The sequence below is a fragment of the Nostoc sp. TCL240-02 genome (genome assembly GCF_013343235.1).
Lineage (GTDB): Bacteria > Cyanobacteriota > Cyanobacteriia > Cyanobacteriales > Nostocaceae > Nostoc.
Map to the genome: position 1 here is coordinate 5,971,156 of NZ_CP040094.1, position 22,238 is coordinate 5,993,393.

The following is a 22,238-nucleotide window of genomic DNA, read 5'->3' on the forward strand; positions in this document are numbered from 1 at the left end:
CCCCTGCCCCATTCTCTCTGCCCGAATAAGTCTTTAAGCGAACATGATATGACTTATGACTAATCCTCTAGGAAATCAGGCAGCGTTGTCACTTCAAACCAATATTCCACTAGCATCTGAATATCTCGTTTCAGTTGAGCAAAATTGATTGGCTTAACAATATAGCTGTTGACACCGTATTGATAACATACTTCAATATCTTTGGGATTGTTAGAGGTAGTAAACACCACCACCGGAATCATTTTCAAGCTGTCATCCTGTTTAATCCGGCGCAGCACTTCTCGTCCATCGGTTCCGGGCAGGTTCAAGTCAAGGACAATCAAGCCGGGACGGGGCGCACTTTCGCGCTCAATATACCTGCCAGTCCGATAAAGAAATGCTAAGGCTTGTTCCCCATTCACACACCGTTGGATGGCGATCGCAACGGAAGATCGCCCTAGAAATCGTTGCAGTGCCTCAAAGTCTTCGTTGCTATCCTCCACAATTAAAAGTAGGGGCGTTTGCTGGATTAGGGAGGCTGAAATCTGAGTCATTTATTTGCCTCCGGCGACAGGGTAAAGTAAAATGTGCTGCCAAGAGTTGGGATAGATTCCACCCAAATTCTACCACCGTGACGCTCCACAATTTTGCGGGCAATGGTTAACCCTACGCCAGTCCCACCTCCAAAGTCGTCCCGCCCATGTAAGCGGCGGAAGATTTGAAAGATTTTGTCAAGATGTTCTTCTAAAATGCCAATGCCGTTATCACGAACGTAGAAAGTCAGAGAAGTGGGAGCAATTTTGCTTTCGCCATTTCCTTCAACGTAACCAATTTCAACCCACTTTTGGGGTTTATCATTGTACTTAATGGCGTTGCTGATTAGGTTGCTAAAGAGTTCATTAATCTGAGGGCGATCGCATTGAACGCTTCTTAGGGGTTGAGGAATGCGAAACTCGACTTCGCTTTGGGGTCGGGCTATGGTCAAAGTGCCGATTACCTGTTGCACTACGTCATTCAGATTCACTCGTTGCCGAATCAGTTCGGCGCGTCCCAAGCGGGAGAAATAGAGGAGTGAGTTGATCAGGTCTTCCATTCGCTGCGTCAGGCGCACCAGGGTTTGGAGTTTGGCAATTCCATCGTCATCCAGTACGTCTGCATAGTCTTCCATTAAGAAGTTGGCATAGTTGTGAATGCCCCGCAGAGGTTCCTTCAGGTCATGAGAGGCAACGTAGGCAAAGGAATCGAGTTCTTCGTTACTCCGTTGTAATTCAAAATTCATCGATGCCAGTTTGTCTGCTTGGCGCAACACAACACCCACAACCAGGCTTCGCAGTTCAGTAACCGCTTCAACTTCGCAAGGTTTCCAAGGTAGGGCACATCCTTTCACCGTTTCTTGCCACAATGTAAAAGATTTGCGAGGAGACATCCGTAAACTACCATCTGAGAAAACTTCTACAGGTTTGTTGGGGTTGCCGCCCCAATTCACGCTTTGAATTACTTCTGGACGAAACCAGAGAATGTAATTGTGATGAACTCTAGAAATTTCCAGGGCTAACACTCCACTGGCGATCGCTTGATATGACTCTGCGGCAGGATAATTTTTCGTGAGCGATCGCGTCTCAAACAAGTTATGATCAAAATGCGGTTTAATCCAATTAAGCAAGGCATGAACCTCTTCCTCAGAGGGTGTTTTACCCACTCTAATACACTGATCGCCACTGCATATCGCCGCTCCTGTGGCGCTGACTAGATTAAGTAATTGAGATTTTAGTTGCACCATACCATCCAGGAAATACTCAGCCTGAGATAACTCTTCAACAAATTGAGTTTGCAATGATTTCAATAGGCTTTTGTAATCAATGTCTTCACTCGCTTCTTTGTTTGCCAGTTCCACAGACATCACCTGTCCAATGAACTCGCACACAGTGCGAATATTGTAAGAAATATATTTGGGCGAAGAATGATGACAGGCAATCAATCCCCAAAGCTTTTTTTCGTGCATCAGAGAAATAGACATAGAGGCAGTAACGCCCATATTTTGCAGATACTCTAAATGAATCGGAGAAACACTCCGCAACACTGATAGACTCAGATCAAGCGGTTGATTTGTCAAAGGATTGTTCGCTGGAATTAAGGCAACAGGTTGGTAACTGGCATCTGGAATTAGCCGCAGCCAGTTAAGAGTGTATAACTGTCGGGCTTGCTTGGGAATGTCAGAGGGTGGATAGTGCAAGTCCAGATAGGGCGTTTCCTGATTGGTGTCTTCAGCGATGACGCTACCTGCCCCTTCTTGATCAAATTTATAGACCATGACGCGTTCAAAGCCAGTGATTCGCCGGACTTCTGTCACCACAGTCTGGCACATTTCCAGTAGTGTGGGTGCTTTTTGAATGCGGGTGATTGTTCCTCTTACCTGTTGATAGAAGTCAAAAAAGCTTATTTGTCCCTTCGCTTGTTTCGGCTCCAATTCCAGAATAATGATATTATCTAAACGATGTACAATACCATCAAAATAGATTGATTTATTTAAGCGCTTAATAGAAAAATTGAGGGGATTGATGCTCTCAAAATCTTCTGCTAGACATTGTTGAATCAGCTTAATTTGCGTGGCATTGAATAAGTATGACAGAGGCTTGCCCAGCAATTCTTCCGGTTGACGGGCAAGAACTTCCTGGCTATTGCTACTTACCTGAAGGATTTCCAGGGTGGGATCTTGCAAAACCAGTAAAACTCCGTGAGGCTGGATCAGATTTGGAATGTGGATCGGTTCGCGATCGCAGTTCGTTAAATCAATCGTCTCATCAGTCATTCTTAGCTTCTCAAACTCCTGGTTAGAACTCTGAATTGGGGATTGGTGATTGGGAAGATTTAAATATGAGTGAAAGTGGAAATTTGCTAAAAAATATTGATATTAAAAGTTATTTATTTTAACCAGTTTAGCTTTTTAATTATATTGAACTTACTAAATAACTTACACTAAAAAGTCTGGCTTCTATTCTTCGCTTAATGTTTCAATCAACAAATCCACCTGCTGCTGTCGCTGCTGCAAAAAACTTTCACACTGACGTAAATACTCAACAGCACTTGCAAATTGGTCAAACACTGCTTCTAATTCTAACTCACCCGCCTCAATACGAGTAATAATTCCCTCTATTTCAGCAACCTTCGCCTCATAATTCCAACCTTCCATCGAATCAGAACTAGAAGCACTTTTACGTTTAACCATTAATCTCTCCGTGTCCTCTTCACCTCTGTGGTAGCCTGCGGCAAGCCGCTACGCATCTATGTTTACTTCCATAACCTTCACTTTAACCCCACCCTGCCCCAACTGAATCAACAAATCTTCTCCCACAGCCAACTCCCTCGCCGAACGAGCGATCGCTCCATCTTCCCTTCTCACCACCGCATAACCACGCTGCAATACGGCTTTCGGGTCAAGAGTTGCCAACTTTTGCCGTAATAATTCTAAATGCTGCCTTGCTTGCTGCGATCGCCCCGTCGTAATTTGCACCAAATGCTGACGCTTCCAAGTTAGCTTTTCCACCTCCTGCTGCACTTGCCGATCTAACCGCAAACGTCGCAAACGATTCCGTAATCCTTGCAGTTTATTGTCAGCATTTTCCCAAGAGTCATGCACCGCCTCATATAAAGCCGCAACTCGCTGCCGATGCTCATTATACAACTCTGAAAGTGCTGGTACAACTCTTTCTGCTGCCGCCGTGGGTGTATGCACACAGACATCTGCAACTAAATCCGCCAAAGATTCATCTCTTTGATGGCCGATACCAGTAATTACCGGAATAGAACAACTAGCAAGCGATCGCACCACTCGTTCATCATTAAAACAAGCCAACTCTTCCACCGCGCCACCACCCCGCGATAAAATTACCACTTCGGCGCGGCCATCTTTTTCCACTCGCTCAATTGCTTTGACGATAGATTCTGGTGCTTGCTCACCTTGTACTGTCGCCGGAGAAAATAAAACGTGTAAACCTGGATACCTTTGCTTGAGGGTTTTTTGAATATCACCCCAAGCAGCAGCCGTTGGGGAAGTGACAATAGCGATCGTTTGAGGGTGGATGGGGAGCGATCGCTTTCTTTGCGCGTCGAACAATCCCTCAGCCAGCAAGCGATTTTTTAGTTGTTGATACCGCAACGCCTGTAAACCAACACCAGCAGGTAAAGTCTGCCAAACTGATAATTGATACTCTCCCCGTTGCGGATATAGGCGAATACTACCCAAAATAATTATTTGCTCGCCTGCAACTGGCATTTGGGCGAGTTTTGGCAATTGGCTATTCCATACCACACATTTAATTCCGGCGGTGCGATCGGTATCTTGCAGCGTAAAAAATAAACCACTGCGATGGTGGTTAGCACTGGAAACTTCGCCAGTTACCCAAACTTGCCGCAATTGTTCATCTTGCTCTAACAGCAAGCGAATATAGTCAGTTAATCCAGATACTGAAAGCGCTGTATCGAGAATCAGAGAGTCGGGAAGGTCGAAAGTCATCAAAGATGCCTGAAAGCATTAGTGCTGGAGAGATTCTAGCATTTTAATGAAAACCAAAGTTTAACCCAGTAAACGCTTTAATCTTTTGTAGACATCATCATTGCGCTTACCGACTAAAATCACTTCTATTAAATCGCGATCGGGAAAATACCTGTAAACAATTCGATATTCACCACTATCAACTCGATATAAACCCTGATAAGCAGATAGCTGCTCACTATCAGTTGGTAAAGGCTCAACATTCAAAGCCAAAACCTTTTTTGCAATCTGTGCTGCTATTTTAGGCTGTAAACCGTTCAGAAAATCAAGAACAGTTGCTAGACCATCAAGCTTCGCCATTAGCTAAATGCTCTAATGCAGATATAAAAGCCTCTGTACCAATCATTTTAGACTGACTCAGAGCAACTTCAGCAGCTTGACCAAAAACCATATCCTCTGATTCTTCCAGCCGATTAATTAATTTTTGGTAGCTCTCTGCTGAGATAATCACGTGACTAAACCGTGATTGCTTAGTTAGTAGAACTGACTCAGTAGCAGCCTTATCAAAAACCTCACCGTGTTTGTTACGAGCATCTGTGAGAGTATAGGTCTGCATAGACATTTTGACTATATTTTAGCAGATAAATCTTCTCATCTCAATTCTGGCTTTACAGAACTTGCTGCTTGTTTATGTAAATGGAGTAGAGAAGAATTCAGCAATCTACTACCCTAAAAGCTTTCTACATCAATCCCAACCCAATGAAGTTGCTGTAGATGATATGCTGATTGGCATGGAGGCGATCGCTCCTAATTTAGCAACCCCTGCAAATGCTCACGAGTACGGTTCTACTGACAGGGTTGTTTAGGTAATTTATTTTTTCTTTGAAAACCCTTGCTTACCTAGCCAAAAAAAGCTATCTCTGAATGCAAGTTGGTATCATTGTGCAAAACTACCCTAATCTGGTAGCGATCGAGTTACGATCTTGTCACACCCTTTTTTGATTTGAGAAGTCCTATTCCAGAATTTTCTGGTTAAAATAGTATATCTGTTCTACTCAAGCTCCGAAACCAACACTCCTTAAAACCATATATTTAGATTAGAGGCATTAGAGGCAGAAATGGCTATCAACACCGATACTTCCGGCAAGCAAAAAGCACTGACTATGGTGCTAAACCAGATTGAGCGCAGCTTTGGTAAAGGGGCAATCATGCGCCTGGGCGATGCTACCCGGATGCGGGTGGAAACAATTTCTAGTGGAGCGCTTACCCTAGATTTAGCATTGGGTGGTGGTTTACCCAAGGGGCGGGTAATAGAAATTTATGGGCCGGAAAGTTCCGGTAAGACTACAGTAGCGCTACATGCGCTCGCCGAAGTGCAAAGAAATGGCGGTATTGCTGCCTTTGTTGATGCTGAACACGCCCTAGACCCTACTTATGCTGCTGCATTGGGTGTAGATATTGACAATTTGCTGATTTCTCAACCTGACACAGGCGAATCAGCTTTGGAAATTGTCGATCAGCTTGTGCGTTCTGCTGCGGTTGATATTGTAGTCATTGATTCAGTAGCAGCACTGGTTCCCCGTGCTGAAATTGAAGGCGATATGGGTGATGCCCACGTTGGTCTGCAAGCGCGATTAATGAGCCAAGCCCTACGTAAGATTACTGGCAATATTGGTAAATCTGGTTGTACTGTAATTTTCATCAACCAGTTGCGGCAAAAAATTGGTGTTACTTATGGTAGCCCAGAAACGACTACTGGCGGTAACGCATTGAAATTTTACGCTTCGGTGCGCTTGGATATTCGGCGAATTCAAACCTTGAAAAAAGGTACTGATGAATTTGGTAATCGCGTTAAAGTCAAAGTCGCCAAAAATAAAGTAGCGCCGCCTTTCAGAATAGCGGAATTTGACATTATTTTTGGTAAAGGTATTTCTACTTTGGGTTGTGTGATTGACTTAGCAGAAGAAACTGGCATTATTATCCGCAAAGGAGCTTGGTATAGTTACAACGGCGATAATATCTCCCAAGGACGAGACAACGCCATTAAGTATCTAGAAGAAAAGCCTGAATTCGCTGAAGAAATTAAGAAACTGGTGCGTGAAAAGCTAGATAAAGGCGCTGTTGTTTCTGCTAACTCTGTAGCTAAAACCAGTGAAGAAGATGAAGAGGAAGATGTCGATTTAGAACCAGAAGAATAAGGAATGTGGATTTATTAATCTGCAATTTTGAATATGTAGTGGGTTACAAAAATAGCTAACCCACTTTCTTTTTGTAAAGGATTGATCGGTTATTCGTTAGGCATTTCTAGTTCTAATCAGGTAAAAGTAGGGGCACAACAATGTTAATTGTTGTGTTCCTACGAATTATATAGAACCCATTTGACATCTTTTACTGTATTGAAGTAGAGTGACGGCAAAAGACATATCCAGCAGCCATGCCGTACTCTAGCAGCCTAACAGACGAAGAATGGGAAATTCTCGAACCCCTACTGCCGACTATATTGCCTGCTAAGAAACAGACTAGACCCGCCAACTGGACAAAAAGAGAACTCTTAGATGGCATCTTCTATCAACTAAAGAATGGCTGCAATTGGGAAGACTTACCCAAGGACTTGCCCCCCTACTCGACTGTATATTGGCATTACAAGCAGTGGCGGGCCAAAGGAGTGATAGAAGAATTGATGAGAGTTTTACATGGACGAGTGCGTGAACAGGTAAAAAAAAAGCTAAGTGGACGACGCTGATAATTATCGACTCTCAAGCGGTGAAAAACACCTGTAATGCGAGTATTACATCGAAAGGGTATTGTTTCTACTTTCTCGACAAATGGCATTAAAAGACATCTAGCCGTTGATACCCTGGGGTTTCCCTTCTTTACTCATTGCACTAAAGCAAATGTATCTGATGATAGGGGTTTGATTGAGATGTTGACTAAAAACATTGATTATTTCCAGTCAAAACCCGTCAATATTCCCAAAATCACCATTCTGCTAGACCACGGTTATCACCCTGAGTATTTGAGGGAGGAGCTAGAAAAAGTTTATCCCCAAATGATGACGAAAATCAGGTTTGAACTTTCGGCAAAACCATCAAAACAACAAAACAAAGAATTAGGGAAATCTGGGTTTGTTCCGGTTGCCGCGAGGTGGGTAATTGAACGGTCAAATGCTTGGATTGAGAGATGCAAAATTCTCGTTAAGAACTTTGAGAGAACTCTAGATAATGCAACTGCCAAGGTTAATCTTTGTTTCATTCGGCTAATGCTTCAGAGGCTTGCAGCCTCTTCTTAGATGTCAAATGGGTTCTATATATTTCACCCAATTGAAAATTATGGCAATTTTCAATTTTTTAACTGTGATTTTATGGTATTTGTCTGCTAAAAAAGCGGTCTAAAATTTCTGATTTCTGTTCTGAACTGAAGTTGTCATAATAATGTTCAAGCTTCTCAAATAATCGGGAATTTCGGAAAATCTCTAAATTCTCATCTACTTTCTGTTTATCACGCGGAAAAGAAAGTATTTCTACTTGATTGTCATTTTTACGATGCACAAGCTGCATCAATAACTCCATTGCTACAGTTGGCAAAACACGGCACGTATAATTTACAAAAAAATTAAAAGTCATATTGCCTAGACGGATGCGATCGCCATCTTCGAGCTTGATCGGTGCTAAAGCGCGATCGCCATTCACAAATGAGCCATTGGTACTGTTGAAGTCTATGAAGTAGAAGCCTTGATCGTCAATATATTGAATAGCCGCGTGACGACGAGACATATAGTTATCAGCAATGCAAATACCACTGTTCTGATTACGACCTATTGTCCATATCTGCTGTGACTGTCGTAAACTTTGGGTCTGATTGTCACACAAATTAGTCATCAAATAAACAGTAGACCTATCCACTACACCATGTACGTAACGTACCTTCATCTTTCTCAACGACGGTTGGGATAGGTTTTCTAGCTGAAGAATTTCATCTAGAAGGCTGCTGTGGTGTTCATACAATTTAAGGAATACTTGATATAAAGTTAATCGCCGTTCTATTTCTGTTTGTGCAAAGTCAGCCATGATATATAAACCTTGTATTGCCTGATTTCGGTTGTGACTATTCTGCTTCAGCCCACAATCAGGGATAATTAATTTTTTACTTTCTGCTGCCATCTGAAAACTTGAGTGGCTTAAGAACGTTAGATTTTACAGCTTTTACTTACCAGAACCCCTGTCGTTTATAGCAATAAAAAGCATATAAATACTAAGGAAAAACTATTGTGATGCTTTATTGTTTATTGTAAATAATCATTTGTTATTTGTAACAGATGATTATTATAAAGATTTGATTAAGAATTGCCAATCATCACCGTTGCCAATCATTACCGTATTTTTGCTAGATAATGGGATATTTCTTAATATTTGCAAGAGTGATGGCTATCGAGCAAAGCAACTATAAAAATTCTGAGCTGTTCATGATAAACCAATACGCACTCTGAATAAATCTAAGTTTTATCAAGAAAAATAAGAGTTAATTTAATTTATCAAGCCAAAAAGGAAATCGAAGCCTTGTGAAACAATACAGTTTCAACTAAGACTTGCTCCTCTTGAAACCTGATTAAAAAGTAGGGAAATAGTCTGGAAGCCAGTGGCTTGCTCCGGCTCCAAAATCTCAACTTTCAACTTACAATAAGCCTCGTTTACCATTGGGGCGGATGGTCATCCAATTTGTTTTTGCTAGTGCTAGCTGCTCATCAGAAATCTTGGCACTAGTGAGATTAGCACCACATAGATTAGCTCCTCGCAGGTTAGCATTGCTGAGATAAGCATTACTGAGGTCTGCACCTCGCAGGTCTGCCCCTTCTAAATCAGCATGGTTAAAGTATGCTTTAGTCAAATTAGCATCTTTGAGATTTGCTTTACTAAGGCTGGCTCTGCCAAAGTCACTATTGTGAAGATTAGCTCCCTGGAGGTTAGTTTTTTGGAATTGAGTGGAATGGAAATTTGTTCCTGATAAGTCAGCACCTTGGAGGTTCAACAAACTTAAATTGTGAAGAGCAAAATCTCGTCTTCCCTTTTGATAGGCGGTTAACAAACTTTTGGTATCTAACTTACGCTCAACTTTAGAAATTTGAACTTGTGAACCATTACTGTTGCTGTTAGCTAAAGTGGTTGATTTGCCCATCCCAGAACCGTGGTGTGATCCAGCAGCTTCTGCTGCCTTAGCTCGTCTGGCACGAATTGCTGCCGCTACTTGTGCCACTCCTGCACTGGTGGCAGCAACAGAAGAGTTGTTACATAAAACAGCAGAATTTTCCAGGTAGTTGTGTGTTCGCTCTTTAGACCCAGTATCTGATTTAATCAGTAAACCCTTTGCTAAACTTTCTAAGTATGGTTCTATTTCCAATGCTCTAAGAACTTCTGCGGCTGACTGATAGCGATTACGTACAGAAACCTCTAACATCTTTCGTAATACATTGCTCAAGTGATCGCTCACTTGCACAAGTTGCTCCCATATCATCTCGCCAGTGTTGGGATTGTAATCTAAATCTTTAGGAGTTTTGCTAGTCAGTAAATAAATACATGTCACCCCCAGAGCATAAATATCACTGGCATAGACTGGACGCATAGCCATTTGCTCTGGAGGTGCAAAACCAGGAGTACCAATCGCATAAGCAGTTAATGCTGTTTGCCCTGATTGACTGATCGCGCCTTGGGTGACTTGGTTTTTGACGGCACCAAAGTCGATAAGTACCATCCTGGCATCTTGAGTGCGACGAATTAAGTTGGCTGGCTTGATATCACGATGGATCACCTTTTGCTCGTGGATGTATTGGAGGAGTGGTAGAATCTCGCTTAAGAATTGCTTAACTCCAGTTTCGGTCAAAATGCCGTTAAGTTTGATCTCCTCCTGCAATGTATCACCACTGATATATTCTTGAACTAAGTAGAATTGTTCATGATCTTCAAAATAGTCTAGCAACCTTGGTACTTGGGGATGATTGCCAATCTTACCTAGAGTTTTGGCTTCTCGTTCAAAGAGTTCTCTGGCCATCTGTAAAACGTGTGGGGCGCTTCCTGATGGGCGTAATTGTTTGATTACGCAACTCGGTTCTCCTGGTAAGCCTTGATCATTGGCTAAGAAGGTTGCTCCAAAGCCACCTTGACCTAATGGTTTGATCACCTGATAGCGATCGCGCAACAGTAGTTGCGAGCCACAAGACTGACAACTTTGGCTATTTACCAAATTTTCTGGATTGGGACAGATAGGATTTAAGCAGTAGCTCATGCACTGTCAACTCGCTGCACGAATAATCACGGGGAGCGTTACACTCTCTTTCAATTATTTAGACATTAATCAATTCTTGCCAGGTAATTTTTGCTGGAAATCCTTTGAAGAGTTCCTAAAGTTTACCTGGTATTACGTAAATAGTCGCAAAAATAATGCAATTGATTATACTTTTATTAATAAATGTTTGAGTTATTTGTTTACATTGCTAGAACAGGGTAAAGTCTCAGACTTTGAATCCAAAATCCCAGTTGCACTCGAAACACACCAAAGTTGCCATCCAAGATTCAATCAAAATTGGTATTAGAGGGCAGTGCCCATCCTACAAAAATCGCTGTAGGATTTTGGATGCCCGAATTTGGAGGCAATTTAGAATTATCTCCATTAGTTTTTAACAGACTAATTAGCTGGCTTTCATATTCACACTAATTAGCTGTTCGATAAGTGCAAAAACATCACTGCGGCTGAGTTTCTCTTTACCATTAGCAAGAGCATCAAGGGTGCCATTAGCCAAGGTTAAGGGAATTTGGCAAAAATCTAAGGCTGGGCCGGTAGGAAGGTCTTTGGTGTAAGCTTCTGCCAGAGCTAGATTGCGACGCGCATACTCTTGCATATTTTCCGCACTCCAGCCTTCTGGAAAAAAGTCTACCCCACGCCTTAAATCTTCAGTGTGGTTACGCAGGATATTAACTGCTTGCAAACCGCGACCAAACCCAATCGCCTGGGTACGGTTCGTTTGTGTTCCATCGTACCAAGTCCATAAGTCCGAAAGTAACAATCCCACTGCACCTGCAACCCCAAAGGTATAACGATCCAAATCAGATTCTGTATAAATTTTCCAGTTTCTTTCTGCCCAGTAAGCCATTCGGTCTGACATTGCAGCAGTGGCATCCCAAATTCGAGGTGCAATAGTCTCAGGTGCTAGTAGCAACCATTCTCTAATTCTCAGAGTGACTTCTTCTAAGGTATTTTCATACCCATTAAATCCTGTAAAGAAAGCCTCTACTGCGAAGCCATCAACCCCTGCCTGTAATGTCAGGCTAATGCTTCTTAACAGCTTTGCTTTAGTCGCATTATCTATTTCGGGATGATCTTCAATTTCATCAATGGCACGCATACACAAATATGCTGATGCTACTGCTTCTTGTAATCCTGGCGGTAAAAGACTAATTGGGATATAAAAAGTTCGGCTAGTTTCCTTGAGGATTTGCAATGCATCTCTACGTAAATTCATGTTTCCACTCCCCGATTGATTTTTGCACCACATGAAGTTTGCAGTTTTTTTGATGATACTGGATATAGTTTTAACTAAACCTTAAAAACTATAGACTATAAGATACGCTAGTATTTCATCTAAAAATTAATAGTTTTTGGTGTTGCAATTAACAAAACTCTCAAATTTATCAAAGTCTAGTCTAGTATATAGGCTTTTGGTTGCAAAAATATCTAAGGTGTTGTTTGATATAGCTTTCATAAAGTTTTAGTGTAGATATAAAGAATTATGCTAATATTTGGTTGATTAACATCAAATTTTCTCCATGAGCAAACATCCATTTTAAGGATTTATAAAGTGTTTTAAGTCTGCGTTAATCTGACTAACTTAGTGCCTCAAATTGTCCTTGTCTGGGAAAGTGTAGACACACACCTGGATCAAAATCGGTCAATGGTGCTTTCTTCAGGATTTTTACGTTAGTTAGTCTACCCAGGTGTAATGCTTCTAACTCCTGCTACATCTTCATCTTATCTATTGATTTTAGGTCTAAAGGAAAAATATAGCTGTCAAGTATTTCCAAGTCGCACTTAATGTTTTCTTGAGTAGCGATCGCCTCTCTTCTGTAGTATCAATTACTGTTGTATAATTTTGGGCAACAAATTGTACGCCCTATTTACCGTGAATTTGCTCCAGTCAGTGGTAGCAATAATTCAGTAAATTCGATAAGTGGGCCGTTGCTCTTGCTGTTTGACTGTCATCAATAGGACTATCATCCAGCATGATCACTGATTATTTTACCTGCATCGGTTAAAGCACTTGACATTCATGCTATCCCAGCACCGACAACGCACACATCTGCATGAGTATTTTCGGTAAGTACAGGTTGAACTAGGACTGCTGCCGTTGTCATCCCAACATAAATAATTTTACCAGCGTCGTTTTGCATATTTTTTCTGAGTTTTAAGCCTAACTTATCTGCTGGAAATACAGTTATAAAGGTCAGAGTAATGAAAAGGTAATCTTAAACCAAAGAATTCTGCACACTTCATTTTGCTCTATTCTATACCGTATTTTTTTTCGCCTTGTTACTGATGGTATTTGGTATTTAAATCGCAAAATTGTAAGGGCACAAATATATTGCGCCCCTATGTGTGTGATCTATTTAATTGAAAGTCGATTAATGTTTGGATTACACTTTCACTTAGTTTACCCAACCCAACTATGCTTGAATTATGAAGTCGGAGGTAGTAAGAGTGGGCGCACCAGTAAGTTGTGCAAATTGACCACCAGTGCCGAAACCAACAGCGCTACCATTTTGATTGTATAGTAACTGTCCAGTGATAGAGTCGTAGACAATCACAGCATTACTAACTGCTCCTAAGCTAGAGACTTGAAAATCACTGGCGTTACTAAAACCCTTTCCTACAATAGAAGTAATGGCACTAAAGGTGGTTTTAGACAGGACAATTTTGTCGCCTTGAGAGCGATTAAAGTCAGCAATGGTATCAGTACCTATAGCAGCACTCGTAAAAGCCGCATCACTGTTGTAGACGAAAGTGTCAGCACCCATACCACCCACGAGAATATCATTGCCTTCTCCACCCACAAGAGTATCATTGCCTTCCCCACCAATAAGAAGATCATTACCTTTACCACCAATGAGAAGATCATTGCCAGTACCACCCCGCAGCAGGTCATCACCACTTTTCCCATCGATGATGTCATTACCCCCTTGACCGTTAATCACATCGTTGGAGTTGTCAAAACCAACGATGTTATTGTTCAAGTCATTGAGAAAGGTGACGGTGTTTCTGTTGAAAAGGCTCGTTTGAGTAGAGTTGGCATTAATCACATCAAAACTGTCTGTAATACTGGTTTGTCCGTCAAACAGAATATTACCGATGGCGGGTCTTGTTGCCGATGCGCTTACGTTCTCCAGGTTTTCTAACTGAAAGTTTTGCAGAGTAACTTTGGTATTAGCCACGCCTTCAAAAGTAACTTCTAAGTCATTGCTATTTTGAGTTAATAGCAGATTTCTCACAGTCAAGCCAGTCCCAACGAATTGCAAGGTATCTACTTTGGCAATCACCTCAGATGGAGGGTTTGAGTTAGTACCTATACCGCCAAAGCCTGTGATGATGTCATTGCCATTGTTTAGCTGTGTAACAAAGATGTCATTGCCAGTAGTGCCATTGATAACTTGAATTTTGGGTTTAACTATGCCACTAATAGCAAAGTCAAAAGAGCTTTCATCACTATCGTTGTTACTTAAAATCAGAGTGCCACCATAGGTTCCAGGTGTAGTGGTGTTGAGTGCCACCGTAATCGTGGTGGAAGCATTTGCAGCCACACTTGTTGGCAGAGTTCCCACTAAACTAAATCCGTTGGGAAGTTTGAGATTACTGAGGCTGAGTGCAGCTGTACCTGTGTTCTTGATGGTAAAGGTTTTGCTGAGAGTATTACCAGTAATGACATCACCAAAGTTAATCGCGGTAGTACTGCCATCTGCAATGTCAACTGTGCCATTGAGGACTTGAATTTCGGGAGTCGGAGTGGGTTTAACTATGCCACTAATAGCAAAGTCAAAAGAGCTTTCATCACTATCGTTGTTACTTAAAATCAGAGTGCCACCATAGGTTCCAGGTGTAGTGGTGTTGAGTGCCACCGTAATCGTGGTGGAAGCATTTGCAGCCACACTTGTTGGCAGAGTTCCCACTAAACTAAATCCGTTGGGAAGTTTGAGATTACTGAGGCTGAGTGCAGCTGTACCTGTGTTCTTGATGGTAAAGGTTTTGCTGAGAGTATTACCAGTAATGACATCACCAAAGTTAATCGCGGTAGTACTGCCATCTGCAATGTCAACTGTGCCATTGAGGACTTGAATTTCGGGAGTCGGAGTGGGTTTAACTATGCCACTAATAGCAAAGTCAAAAGAGCTTTCATCACTATCGTTGTTACTTAAAATCAGAGTGCCACCATAGGTTCCAGGTGTAGTGGTGTTGAGTGCCACCGTAATCGTGGTGGAAGCATTTGCAGCCACACTTGTTGGCAGAGTTCCCACTAAACTAAATCCGTTGGGAAGTTTGAGATTACTGAGGCTGAGTGCAGCTGTACCTGTGTTCTTGATGGTAAAGGTTTTGCTGAGAGTATTACCAGTAATGACATCACCAAAGTTAATCGCGGTAGTACTGCCATCTGCAATGTTAACTGTGCCATTGAGGACTTGAATTTCGGGAGTCGGAGTGGGTTTAACTATGCCACTAATAGCAAAGTCAAAAGAGCTTTCATCACTATCGTTGTTACTTAAAATCAGAGTGCCACCATAGGTTCCAGGTGTAGTGGTGTTGAGTGCCACCGTAATCGTGGTGGAAGCATTTGCAGCCACACTTGTTGGCAGAGTTCCCACTAAACTAAATCCGTTGGGAAGTTTGAGATTACTGAGGCTGAGTGCAGCTGTACCTGTGTTCTTGATGGTAAAGGTTTTGCTGAGAGTATTACCAGTAATGACATCACCAAAGTTAATCGCGGTAGTACTGCCATCTGCAATGTCAACTGTGCCATTGAGGACTTGAATTTCGGGAGTCGGAGTGGGTTTAACTATGCCACTAATAGCAAAGTCAAAAGAGCTTTCATCACTATCGTTGTTACTTAAAATCAGAGTGCCACCATAGGTTCCAGGTGTAGTGGTGTTGAGTGCCACCGTAATCGTGGTGGAAGCATTTGCAGCCACACTTGTTGGCAGAGTTCCCACTAAACTAAATCCGTTGGGAAGTTTGAGATTACTGAGGCTGAGTGCAGCTGTACCTGTGTTCTTGATGGTAAAGGTTTTGCTGAGAGTATTACCAATAATGACATCGCCAAAGTTAATCGCGGTAGTACTGCCATCTGCAATGTCAACTGTGCCATTGAGGACTTGAATTTCGGGGATGGCAATGGTGTCGTGAGGGGCTTCGTATGCACCAATATCCATCACTGCCGTGCTATTACCATCGCCATCTTGAGGAGTTTTATTAGTTATACTATTGAAAATATTGGAACCAGCATCAATTGCGGGACTACCAGGTTGGAGACTAAAGTTACCATTGGCTGGATTAACAAACAACGGGTCTTTGTTTAAAATATTCCCTGAACCTGTAACGTTAAAAACTCCGTTGTAACCAAGGTTATTGTTGAATGTAAGATTAGTAGACTTGTTGCTGACAATGAGAGACTCTCCCTTACTTCCATACAGAATATTGTTATAGACTCGAACATTTTTAGCATAGTTAAGGAAAATTTCTCCGTCTGAAATTACTTTTGAATTTTGGTAAATAGTATTATTCACAATGTCTACAGGGTTTTCTCCTTTTAAAATCTGGATACCTGCCCCGCCATTGTTGTAAGTTAAATTGTTACTGATTAAAGCTTTACCAGTGTAAGCAACATCTCCAACATAAGAAGTGTCAAGCATTATCCCATGACCTTCAGTTATTTTTCCTGCTACCTTCCAAGGAACTAATGATTGATTATCAAAAACAGTATTACCTTTAATAATTACTTTGTAATCTGTCGTGTTGTTATCGGAATTCCAAAGGTTAAGCATGGTAATACCTTGTGTACCATAAGGTGAGTACCATGCATTTCCAGTAACGACATTATTTTCTACTGTAATGTAGTCTGCTTGCGTTGTTGCAATTCCTCCCCCTGGAAATTTGGAAATATTATTATTACTAATTGTGATATGACTTGAATGTTGATTTGGATTGTTACTGCTGACGGTAACAAAAATACCATTTCCAGATGTTGCTGGATTATTTAAATTGTCTTTTTGCTTAAGTGCATCTTCTAATTTAATATTGTCCCGATTTCCTACCAATGTTAAGCCTTCAATTGCTATGTAGGTTGAGCCTGTAATTGATATAGCCTGCCAATTTTTTGCGTTTGCTTCTAAAACAGGTGTGTGCCCAGGTAGTGCCTTAAATGTGATCGGTGCATTAGCCGTACCCTGCTTATTTGCAATACTCAGGATACTGGCGTAAGGCGAAGTGTAAGTACCATTCATCACGTAGACTGTATCACCTGCCTTCACCAAATCAGCAGCTTTTTGGAGGCTGCGAAATGCATCTCCCTGGCTCAAACCATTAGATTTATCATTGCCTGTTCCAGAAACGTAGTATGTAGCCATCTGTTTACTCCGAATTAGTGTAAGGAGGGAAATTGGTAGTACAATCTCAGCAACTGAATAAAGTTGCTAAGTAGTTATTTGAATGAGTAATCTATCTAGACTTTTCAAGACAGTCACAGTTGTTCGCTCGCAACTGGAAATTGCGTCGGTTATAGAAACGCTTTTGTAAAACTGAAAAATTTTTTCTGTTAACCGTAAATGGTTAAATCTGGGATGTAGATACCGTTGATTGTTAGTGCTTTATTAAGAGGAATCGGACGATTAGCACGTGAATGCGTAGCACAAATACCGAGATGTTTACTATCTTCTTTGAGCTTGTTATTAGACATTCTGTAACTGCTAGAGTTAGAGTCGGATTGAATTGTATTTTCATCTGTAGCAGCTAGCTTTACTTATCTGCTATATTCAATACAAAGATCATAAATTGGCATAATAATTCCTCTAAACTTTATCCGTTGTCTGAGGTTAGGAGGTTGCTAAATCGGTATGGTAAAATTTACCCCTGGCTGATAACTGGGGACTTAAAGTTATAGTGGTCAAAGTTGAATTGGTTGAAACTTTAGTGAGTTGAATCCTTACCTTAAGGGGACTAATGTAACAACTGAGCCGAACCTGTTCTAAGCGGTGTAACTCAATCCTTGTGAACTTGTTTAAAATTAACCTTTACAAATAGTACTTGATATCAGTAAATGCCCTGAACATAGTAAATTTTTTTACAACAAATTCAAAAAAACTATGGAGATGGAATGGTGAAGTCCTGTGAATTTGCAGTGATATGGGAATGAAAAGTGCTTTGTGCGAGGATATGATGAAGTTTGTCTAAATATTCGGCAGGCTACGCTTACACCAAACAACGATTATTTAGTCAATAGGGTAAATCTTTGTTGTTGCGATCGCACATGAGGGAAGAGAGTTTTTATAAATCGCCAAAATATTAACTAAACTTGCTTATTATTTATAGTGACGATGCCTTTTCTACCGCCTTCGCTGCCGAAATTAGTCCCGATCGCAGTTCCTACTGTTGATAAGTCAAATGACTTGGGTACGATTGATTAATAGTTCTCGTAACGCTGTCATACTTAAGTATTTTTTCTTCTGAGAAGATACCGTTAATCTGGACTCTTTTACTTTTCGGATAACCCAAAATCCAACATCTCCAAATCGCCCATGATTGAAATTGACGGTTCCTATGGAGAGGGAGGCGGACAAGTTCTTCGCACTTCCTTAAGTCTAGCCGCCATCACTGGTGAACCCATAAGGATTGCAGGCATTCGTGCTGGACGCAAAAAGCCAGGATTAGCAGCACAACATTTAACAGCAGTTCGGGCTGCGGGTAGAATTTGTAATGCCCAACTACGGGGTGATGCTTTGGGTTCAATGTTGCTGGAATTCATTCCAGGTAGTGCTGTGCAAGCTGGAATTTACACCTTTGATGTGAGTAAAGCACAAGAAGGTGGTTCTGCAGGTGCGATCGCTCTTGTATTACAGACAATTCTCTTACCTTTAGCACTAGCAACGGGTAATTCTCAGGTAACACTAAAGGGTGGAACTCATGTCAACTTTAGCCCGACTGTAACCTACATTGAGCAAGTTTATTTGCCAATACTGCAACGTATGGGAGTAGAAGCCCAAGTTAAGTTAGGCGCTTGGGGGTGGTTTCCTCAAGGTGGGGGAGAAATAGAGTTGCAGGTGATTGGTGGTACTCAACTTGGCGGGATCAACTTGCTGGAAAGGGGAGAGTTACAACAGGTGCGAGGAATAGCAGCAGTAACGGAACTACCTTCTCATATTCCGCAACGGATGGCGAATCGTGCAGAGAATTTGTTACGGGAAGCGCATTTGAAAGTTCGTGTACAGACTTTACGAGAAAAAGGTGTGGCACCTGGAGCAGGTATTTTTTTAACTGCTGAGTATCAAAACAGCTTGACTGGCTTTGGTGGATTTGGGCGTTTGCGGTTGTCGGCAGAGACAGTTGCAGAGATTGCTTGTCACCAACTGCTTGAATTTCATCATACTGGTGCAGCTGTGGATGAACATTTAGCAGATCAGTTATTATTGCCAGCTACTTTAGCGTCACAAGAAAGTCAGTATCGGGTGGCTGAAGTAAGTAGACATTTGACTACGAATGCCGCAGTGATTGAACAGTTTGGGCTAGCGCAGATAACAGTAGATGAAGCTGAGAAAATAGTGTTGGTAAAGAGTTTGAGTAGATGAACAACTGCTATTACACTAGTAGGGGTTCATGGTAGAGTATTATCAATCACTATTCTTTAAATTAAAATCAATCTCGTGATCCTTTCTGGCTTCAACTAAAAACGGCAAGTTTGAGCAGACAAATTTGATAAAGATTTAAAGCTTATTTAAAAATTCAAGTCATAAAAAAACTTATGTCAGTGCAACCTTATCAAGCTATTGAACTGTTTTATTCTTATGCTCATGAAGATGAAAAACTTCGTGACAAACTAGAAAAGCACCTCGCTCTTTTAGAGCGGGAAGGTGTAATTACAGGATGGCATGATCGCAAAATTGGAGCAGGAAAAGAATGGCAGAATGAGATAGACACCCACTTAAATTCATCTCAGATAATTTTGTTGCTTGTAAGCGCAAATTTTATCGCTTCAGATTATTGCTAATCTTTATCTGGAAAAACAATCGTTAAACTGAAAAAAGGAGAAAAGCTAGTTATCTTGAAAGTAGAGCATTTCTCAAAGATTGAAAAAATTCGCCTTACATTAAATTGAAAGCGCAAGTTCGTAAATGTAACTCAATTTGTAATAAATAGTTCTAAGATAGGTGCAATCTATCTCAGCACTAACAGTTTGCCCTTATCTTCAATGAAAAAAATAACGTCTTTGGTATTCAGCAAGATAAAAATTTGCTCCATTCCCAAAAGTAGAAATGAGTAAGGAATTTTTATAAGCTGAGACAGAATTTTTTTTATCTAGGAGCATTTACAATCCAATTTGTAAGGTTTCATTTTTTGCAATAATAAGCAACTGACCAATTTACAAGATGACTGCAAATTTCGTTAAAACTAAGTTCAATCGTTCCTAATACTTACTATTTACCTAACATAATTAGACAGCAATGAAGTAGCTGTTAAAAAACAGATAATAAATTTATTGGTGATACTTGTGGAATTTGAATAAAACCGTGATTGATGAATAAAAAATAGAAAAGCTGTGGCAAGCCTTCAAGGTATTGACGTAGATGGCAACGGAGCAATATCAACCGACGAACTGGGGAGGTAATGCGATCGCTAGGATAAAATCCCACGAAAACGGGGTTGCGTGACTTGATCAAAGAGATTGACGTGGATTTGTATCGATAATTTTGTGTAGAGACGTTATGTTACAACATCTCTACAGCCCCTAAATTTACATCTCTCCCAGAATGATGATTGAGAGGGTACAGAAACCTGGTAGATTTAGCTATCAGCGAGTAAAAACTGGTGAAGATGAAAGTCCTGGTTATTGGTGGTGATGGATATTGCGGTTGGGCAACTGCTCTTTACCTTTCCAATCGAGGTTATGAAGTTGGAATTTTAGATAGTTTGGTGCGGCGGCACTGGGATAATGAACTAGGTGTCGAAACTCTCACTCCGATCGCACTAATTCAACAACGTCTCCAGCGCTGGCAAGATTTGACAGGTAAATCGATCGACTTGTTCATCGGCGATATTACAAATTACGAATTTCTTAGCAAAACCTTACATCAATTTCAGCCAAATGCCCTAGTGCATTTTGGTGAACAGCGTTCGGCCCCATTTTCCATGATTGACCGAGAACACGCTGTTCTCACCCAGGTCAATAATGTAGTTGGTACGTTGAACTTGTTGTACGCCATGCGGGAAGATTTCCCCGACTGTCATTTGGTGAAGCTGGGAACGATGGGTGAATACGGTACACCCAACATCGACATCGAAGAAGGGTATATCACCATTGAACACAATGGACGCAAGGATACCCTACCTTATCCCAAGCAGCCTGGTTCGATGTACCATTTAAGCAAAGTTCATGATAGTCATAATATCCACTTTGCTTGCCGGATTTGGGGATTGCGAGCAACTGATTTAAATCAGGGTGTAGTTTATGGTGTCTTAACCGAAGAAACGGGAATGGACGAACTATTGATTAATCGGCTGGATTACGATGGTGTGTTTGGTACAGCACTAAACCGCTTTTGTATTCAAGCAGCAATTGGACACCCCTTGACTGTCTACGGTAAAGGTGGACAAACTCGTGGGTTTTTGGATATTCGGGATACAGTACGATGTGTGGAATTAGCGATCGCTAACCCTGCCGAAGCTGGTGAATTCCGCGTATTTAACCAATTTACCGAACAATTCAGCGTCGGTGACTTGGCGTTGATGGTGAAAAATGCTGGTAACGCTATGGGATTGAAGGTAGAAATCAATCACTTAGATAATCCCAGAGTTGAGAAAGAAGAACATTACTTCAACGCTAAAAACACTAAATTACTCGATTTAGGTTTACAGCCTCACTTGCTCTCTGATTCTCTACTCGATTCTCTGTTAAACTTTGCTATTAAGTATCAGAAACGAGTCGATCACAAGCAAATTATGCCCAAAGTCTCTTGGCACAGATAATTAGGGTAAACTCCGCGTGCGGCTGATAACAGAACCTTATTTAACTCAAGTCAGTAATTGGCCTGAAAATGGTCGTCATCTTCTAGCACAATATGACGACCATTCAATTGTTGTCTATCAGGCGTATCGTCCATCTATTGCTAACTTCGCCACCACCTACGGTTATTTTGGTGGTGAGTTCAGTTTTGACCGCATGAGTTGGATAAAACCTAACTTCCTTTGGATGATGTATCGTTCTGGATGGGGTACACAAAATGGGCAAGAGGTAGTGTTAGCTATTTGGATTAAGCGTTCGGCAATTGAAGAAATCTTAGTGGCGGCTGTTCATTCCAGCTACGTTCCAGAACTTTATCCTCATAAAAGTGCCTGGCAAAGAGCATTGAAGCAATCACAAGTTCGCCTACAATGGGACCCAGACCATCACCCATCTGGGACAAAATTAGAAAGACGCGCTATTCAGTTAGGGTTGCGTGGTGAAGTGCTAGCTGCTTACGCCAAAGATTAG

General features: G+C 41.3%; 20 protein-coding genes. 8 read left to right on the forward strand and 12 right to left on the reverse strand.

Going from position 1 to position 22,238, the window contains the following annotated elements; all coding sequences use genetic code 11:
• Positions 1-59 precede the first annotated feature (59 nt).
• The 6 genes from FBB35_RS25465 to FBB35_RS25490 all read right to left on the reverse strand — a co-directional run bounded on the left by FBB35_RS25465 (position 60) and on the right by FBB35_RS25490 (position 5,087).
• Positions 60-533 (reverse strand): response regulator, encoded by a 474-nt coding sequence (locus FBB35_RS25465; RefSeq protein ID WP_174711947.1) that lies wholly within the window; start codon positions 531-533, stop codon positions 60-62.
• On the reverse strand, positions 530-2,788 hold the full coding sequence (locus tag FBB35_RS25470) for an ATP-binding protein (RefSeq protein WP_174711948.1): 2,259 nt from the start codon (positions 2,786-2,788) through the stop codon (positions 530-532). Before FBB35_RS25470 ends, FBB35_RS25465 begins: the two co-directional genes overlap by 4 nt.
• 183 nt (positions 2,789-2,971) lie before the next feature.
• Positions 2,972-3,205 (reverse strand): exodeoxyribonuclease VII small subunit, encoded by a 234-nt coding sequence (gene xseB / locus FBB35_RS25475; RefSeq protein WP_114082459.1) that lies wholly within the window; start codon positions 3,203-3,205, stop codon positions 2,972-2,974.
• Positions 3,206-3,253: 48 nt separating this feature from the next.
• A complete protein-coding gene (xseA, locus tag FBB35_RS25480; protein ID WP_174711949.1) occupies positions 3,254-4,492 on the reverse strand; it encodes an exodeoxyribonuclease VII large subunit in 1,239 nt (412 codons plus the stop codon).
• A 60-nt stretch (positions 4,493-4,552) separates the two neighbouring features.
• Positions 4,553-4,831 carry a type II toxin-antitoxin system RelE/ParE family toxin gene (locus FBB35_RS25485; protein WP_174711950.1) on the reverse strand — a complete coding sequence of 93 codons (279 nt, stop codon included), beginning with the start codon at positions 4,829-4,831 and terminating at the stop codon, positions 4,553-4,555.
• On the reverse strand, positions 4,818-5,087 hold the full coding sequence (locus FBB35_RS25490; protein WP_174711951.1) for a type II toxin-antitoxin system Phd/YefM family antitoxin: 270 nt from the start codon (positions 5,085-5,087) through the stop codon (positions 4,818-4,820). Before FBB35_RS25490 ends, FBB35_RS25485 begins: the two co-directional genes overlap by 14 nt.
• A gap of 61 nt (positions 5,088-5,148) precedes the next feature.
• Here FBB35_RS25490 and FBB35_RS25495 point away from each other — a divergent pair, with 61 nt between their 5' ends.
• The 4 genes from FBB35_RS25495 (at position 5,149) to FBB35_RS25510 (ending at position 7,760) form a co-directional block, all read left to right on the forward strand.
• Positions 5,149-5,337, forward strand: coding sequence for a hypothetical protein (locus FBB35_RS25495; RefSeq protein ID WP_174711952.1), 189 nt, complete (start codon positions 5,149-5,151; stop codon positions 5,335-5,337).
• Positions 5,338-5,589: 252 nt separating this feature from the next.
• The gene (recA, locus tag FBB35_RS25500; RefSeq protein WP_174711953.1) at positions 5,590-6,669 is read left to right on the forward strand and encodes a recombinase RecA; all 1,080 of its coding nucleotides are present in this window, start codon (positions 5,590-5,592) and stop codon (positions 6,667-6,669) included.
• A gap of 236 nt (positions 6,670-6,905) precedes the next feature.
• Positions 6,906-7,214 carry a transposase gene (locus FBB35_RS25505; protein WP_174710258.1) on the forward strand — a complete coding sequence of 103 codons (309 nt, stop codon included), beginning with the start codon at positions 6,906-6,908 and terminating at the stop codon, positions 7,212-7,214.
• A gap of 36 nt (positions 7,215-7,250) precedes the next feature.
• Entirely contained in the window at positions 7,251-7,760 is a 510-nt protein-coding gene (locus tag FBB35_RS25510) for a transposase (protein WP_254625599.1), read from the forward strand.
• Positions 7,761-7,830: 70 nt separating this feature from the next.
• Here FBB35_RS25510 and FBB35_RS25515 read toward each other — a convergent pair whose 3' ends face one another.
• From FBB35_RS25515 to FBB35_RS25535, 6 genes are all read right to left on the reverse strand, one after another.
• Complete coding sequence (locus tag FBB35_RS25515) at positions 7,831-8,538, reverse strand: FHA domain-containing protein (RefSeq protein WP_174713765.1); 708 nt, start codon at positions 8,536-8,538, stop codon at positions 7,831-7,833.
• 604 nt (positions 8,539-9,142) lie between these two features.
• Positions 9,143-10,747: a serine/threonine-protein kinase gene (locus FBB35_RS25520; protein WP_174711954.1), complete on the reverse strand. Its 1,605-nt coding sequence runs from the start codon at positions 10,745-10,747 to the stop codon at positions 9,143-9,145.
• A gap of 403 nt (positions 10,748-11,150) precedes the next feature.
• The gene (locus tag FBB35_RS25525; RefSeq protein WP_114082451.1) at positions 11,151-11,981 is read right to left on the reverse strand and encodes a squalene/phytoene synthase family protein; all 831 of its coding nucleotides are present in this window, start codon (positions 11,979-11,981) and stop codon (positions 11,151-11,153) included.
• An 802-nt stretch (positions 11,982-12,783) separates the two neighbouring features.
• The gene (locus tag FBB35_RS35600; protein ID WP_302480933.1) at positions 12,784-12,906 is read right to left on the reverse strand and encodes a hypothetical protein; all 123 of its coding nucleotides are present in this window, start codon (positions 12,904-12,906) and stop codon (positions 12,784-12,786) included.
• A gap of 273 nt (positions 12,907-13,179) precedes the next feature.
• Positions 13,180-17,124, reverse strand: coding sequence for an S-layer family protein (locus FBB35_RS25530; protein ID WP_174711955.1), 3,945 nt, complete (start codon positions 17,122-17,124; stop codon positions 13,180-13,182).
• Positions 17,125-17,312: 188 nt separating this feature from the next.
• Positions 17,313-17,453 carry a hypothetical protein gene (locus tag FBB35_RS25535; protein ID WP_174711956.1) on the reverse strand — a complete coding sequence of 47 codons (141 nt, stop codon included), beginning with the start codon at positions 17,451-17,453 and terminating at the stop codon, positions 17,313-17,315.
• Between the two features lie 838 nt (positions 17,454-18,291).
• On the opposite strand from FBB35_RS25535, the gene rtcA reads away from it, so the two are divergent.
• From rtcA to FBB35_RS25555, 4 genes are all read left to right on the forward strand, one after another.
• Positions 18,292-19,338: an RNA 3'-terminal phosphate cyclase gene (gene rtcA / locus FBB35_RS25540; protein WP_174711957.1), complete on the forward strand. Its 1,047-nt coding sequence runs from the start codon at positions 18,292-18,294 to the stop codon at positions 19,336-19,338.
• A 173-nt stretch (positions 19,339-19,511) separates the two neighbouring features.
• The gene (locus tag FBB35_RS25545) at positions 19,512-19,757 is read left to right on the forward strand and encodes a toll/interleukin-1 receptor domain-containing protein (protein WP_174711958.1); all 246 of its coding nucleotides are present in this window, start codon (positions 19,512-19,514) and stop codon (positions 19,755-19,757) included.
• A gap of 824 nt (positions 19,758-20,581) precedes the next feature.
• Positions 20,582-21,733 (forward strand): NAD-dependent epimerase/dehydratase family protein, encoded by a 1,152-nt coding sequence (locus FBB35_RS25550; protein WP_174711959.1) that lies wholly within the window; start codon positions 20,582-20,584, stop codon positions 21,731-21,733.
• Positions 21,734-21,749: 16 nt separating this feature from the next.
• On the forward strand, positions 21,750-22,238 hold the full coding sequence (locus FBB35_RS25555; RefSeq protein WP_217481673.1) for a DUF4291 domain-containing protein: 489 nt from the start codon (positions 21,750-21,752) through the stop codon (positions 22,236-22,238).

Coding starts and splice junctions, on each gene's coding strand:
- FBB35_RS25470 (WP_174711948.1), bottom strand. CDS start 2,788: ATGACTGATGAGACGATTGATTTAACGAACTGCGATCGCGAACCGATC.
- FBB35_RS25465 (WP_174711947.1), bottom strand. CDS start 533: ATGACTCAGATTTCAGCCTCCCTAATCCAGCAAACGCCCCTACTTTTA.
- FBB35_RS25515 (WP_174713765.1), bottom strand. CDS start 8,538: ATGGCTGACTTTGCACAAACAGAAATAGAACGGCGATTAACTTTATAT.
- xseA (WP_174711949.1), bottom strand. CDS start 4,492: ATGACTTTCGACCTTCCCGACTCTCTGATTCTCGATACAGCGCTTTCA.
- recA (WP_174711953.1), top strand. CDS start 5,590: ATGGCTATCAACACCGATACTTCCGGCAAGCAAAAAGCACTGACTATG.
- rtcA (WP_174711957.1), top strand. CDS start 18,292: ATGATTGAAATTGACGGTTCCTATGGAGAGGGAGGCGGACAAGTTCTT.
- FBB35_RS25505 (WP_174710258.1), top strand. CDS start 6,906: ATGCCGTACTCTAGCAGCCTAACAGACGAAGAATGGGAAATTCTCGAA.
- FBB35_RS25520 (WP_174711954.1), bottom strand. CDS start 10,747: ATGAGCTACTGCTTAAATCCTATCTGTCCCAATCCAGAAAATTTGGTA.
- FBB35_RS25545 (WP_174711958.1), top strand. CDS start 19,512: ATGTCAGTGCAACCTTATCAAGCTATTGAACTGTTTTATTCTTATGCT.
- FBB35_RS25550 (WP_174711959.1), top strand. CDS start 20,582: ATGAAAGTCCTGGTTATTGGTGGTGATGGATATTGCGGTTGGGCAACT.
- FBB35_RS25510 (WP_254625599.1), top strand. CDS start 7,251: ATGCGAGTATTACATCGAAAGGGTATTGTTTCTACTTTCTCGACAAAT.
- FBB35_RS25525 (WP_114082451.1), bottom strand. CDS start 11,981: ATGAATTTACGTAGAGATGCATTGCAAATCCTCAAGGAAACTAGCCGA.
- FBB35_RS25530 (WP_174711955.1), bottom strand. CDS start 17,124: ATGGCTACATACTACGTTTCTGGAACAGGCAATGATAAATCTAATGGT.
- xseB (WP_114082459.1), bottom strand. CDS start 3,205: ATGGTTAAACGTAAAAGTGCTTCTAGTTCTGATTCGATGGAAGGTTGG.
- FBB35_RS25485 (WP_174711950.1), bottom strand. CDS start 4,831: ATGGCGAAGCTTGATGGTCTAGCAACTGTTCTTGATTTTCTGAACGGT.
- FBB35_RS25490 (WP_174711951.1), bottom strand. CDS start 5,087: ATGCAGACCTATACTCTCACAGATGCTCGTAACAAACACGGTGAGGTT.
- FBB35_RS25535 (WP_174711956.1), bottom strand. CDS start 17,453: ATGTCTAATAACAAGCTCAAAGAAGATAGTAAACATCTCGGTATTTGT.
- FBB35_RS35600 (WP_302480933.1), bottom strand. CDS start 12,906: ATGCAAAACGACGCTGGTAAAATTATTTATGTTGGGATGACAACGGCA.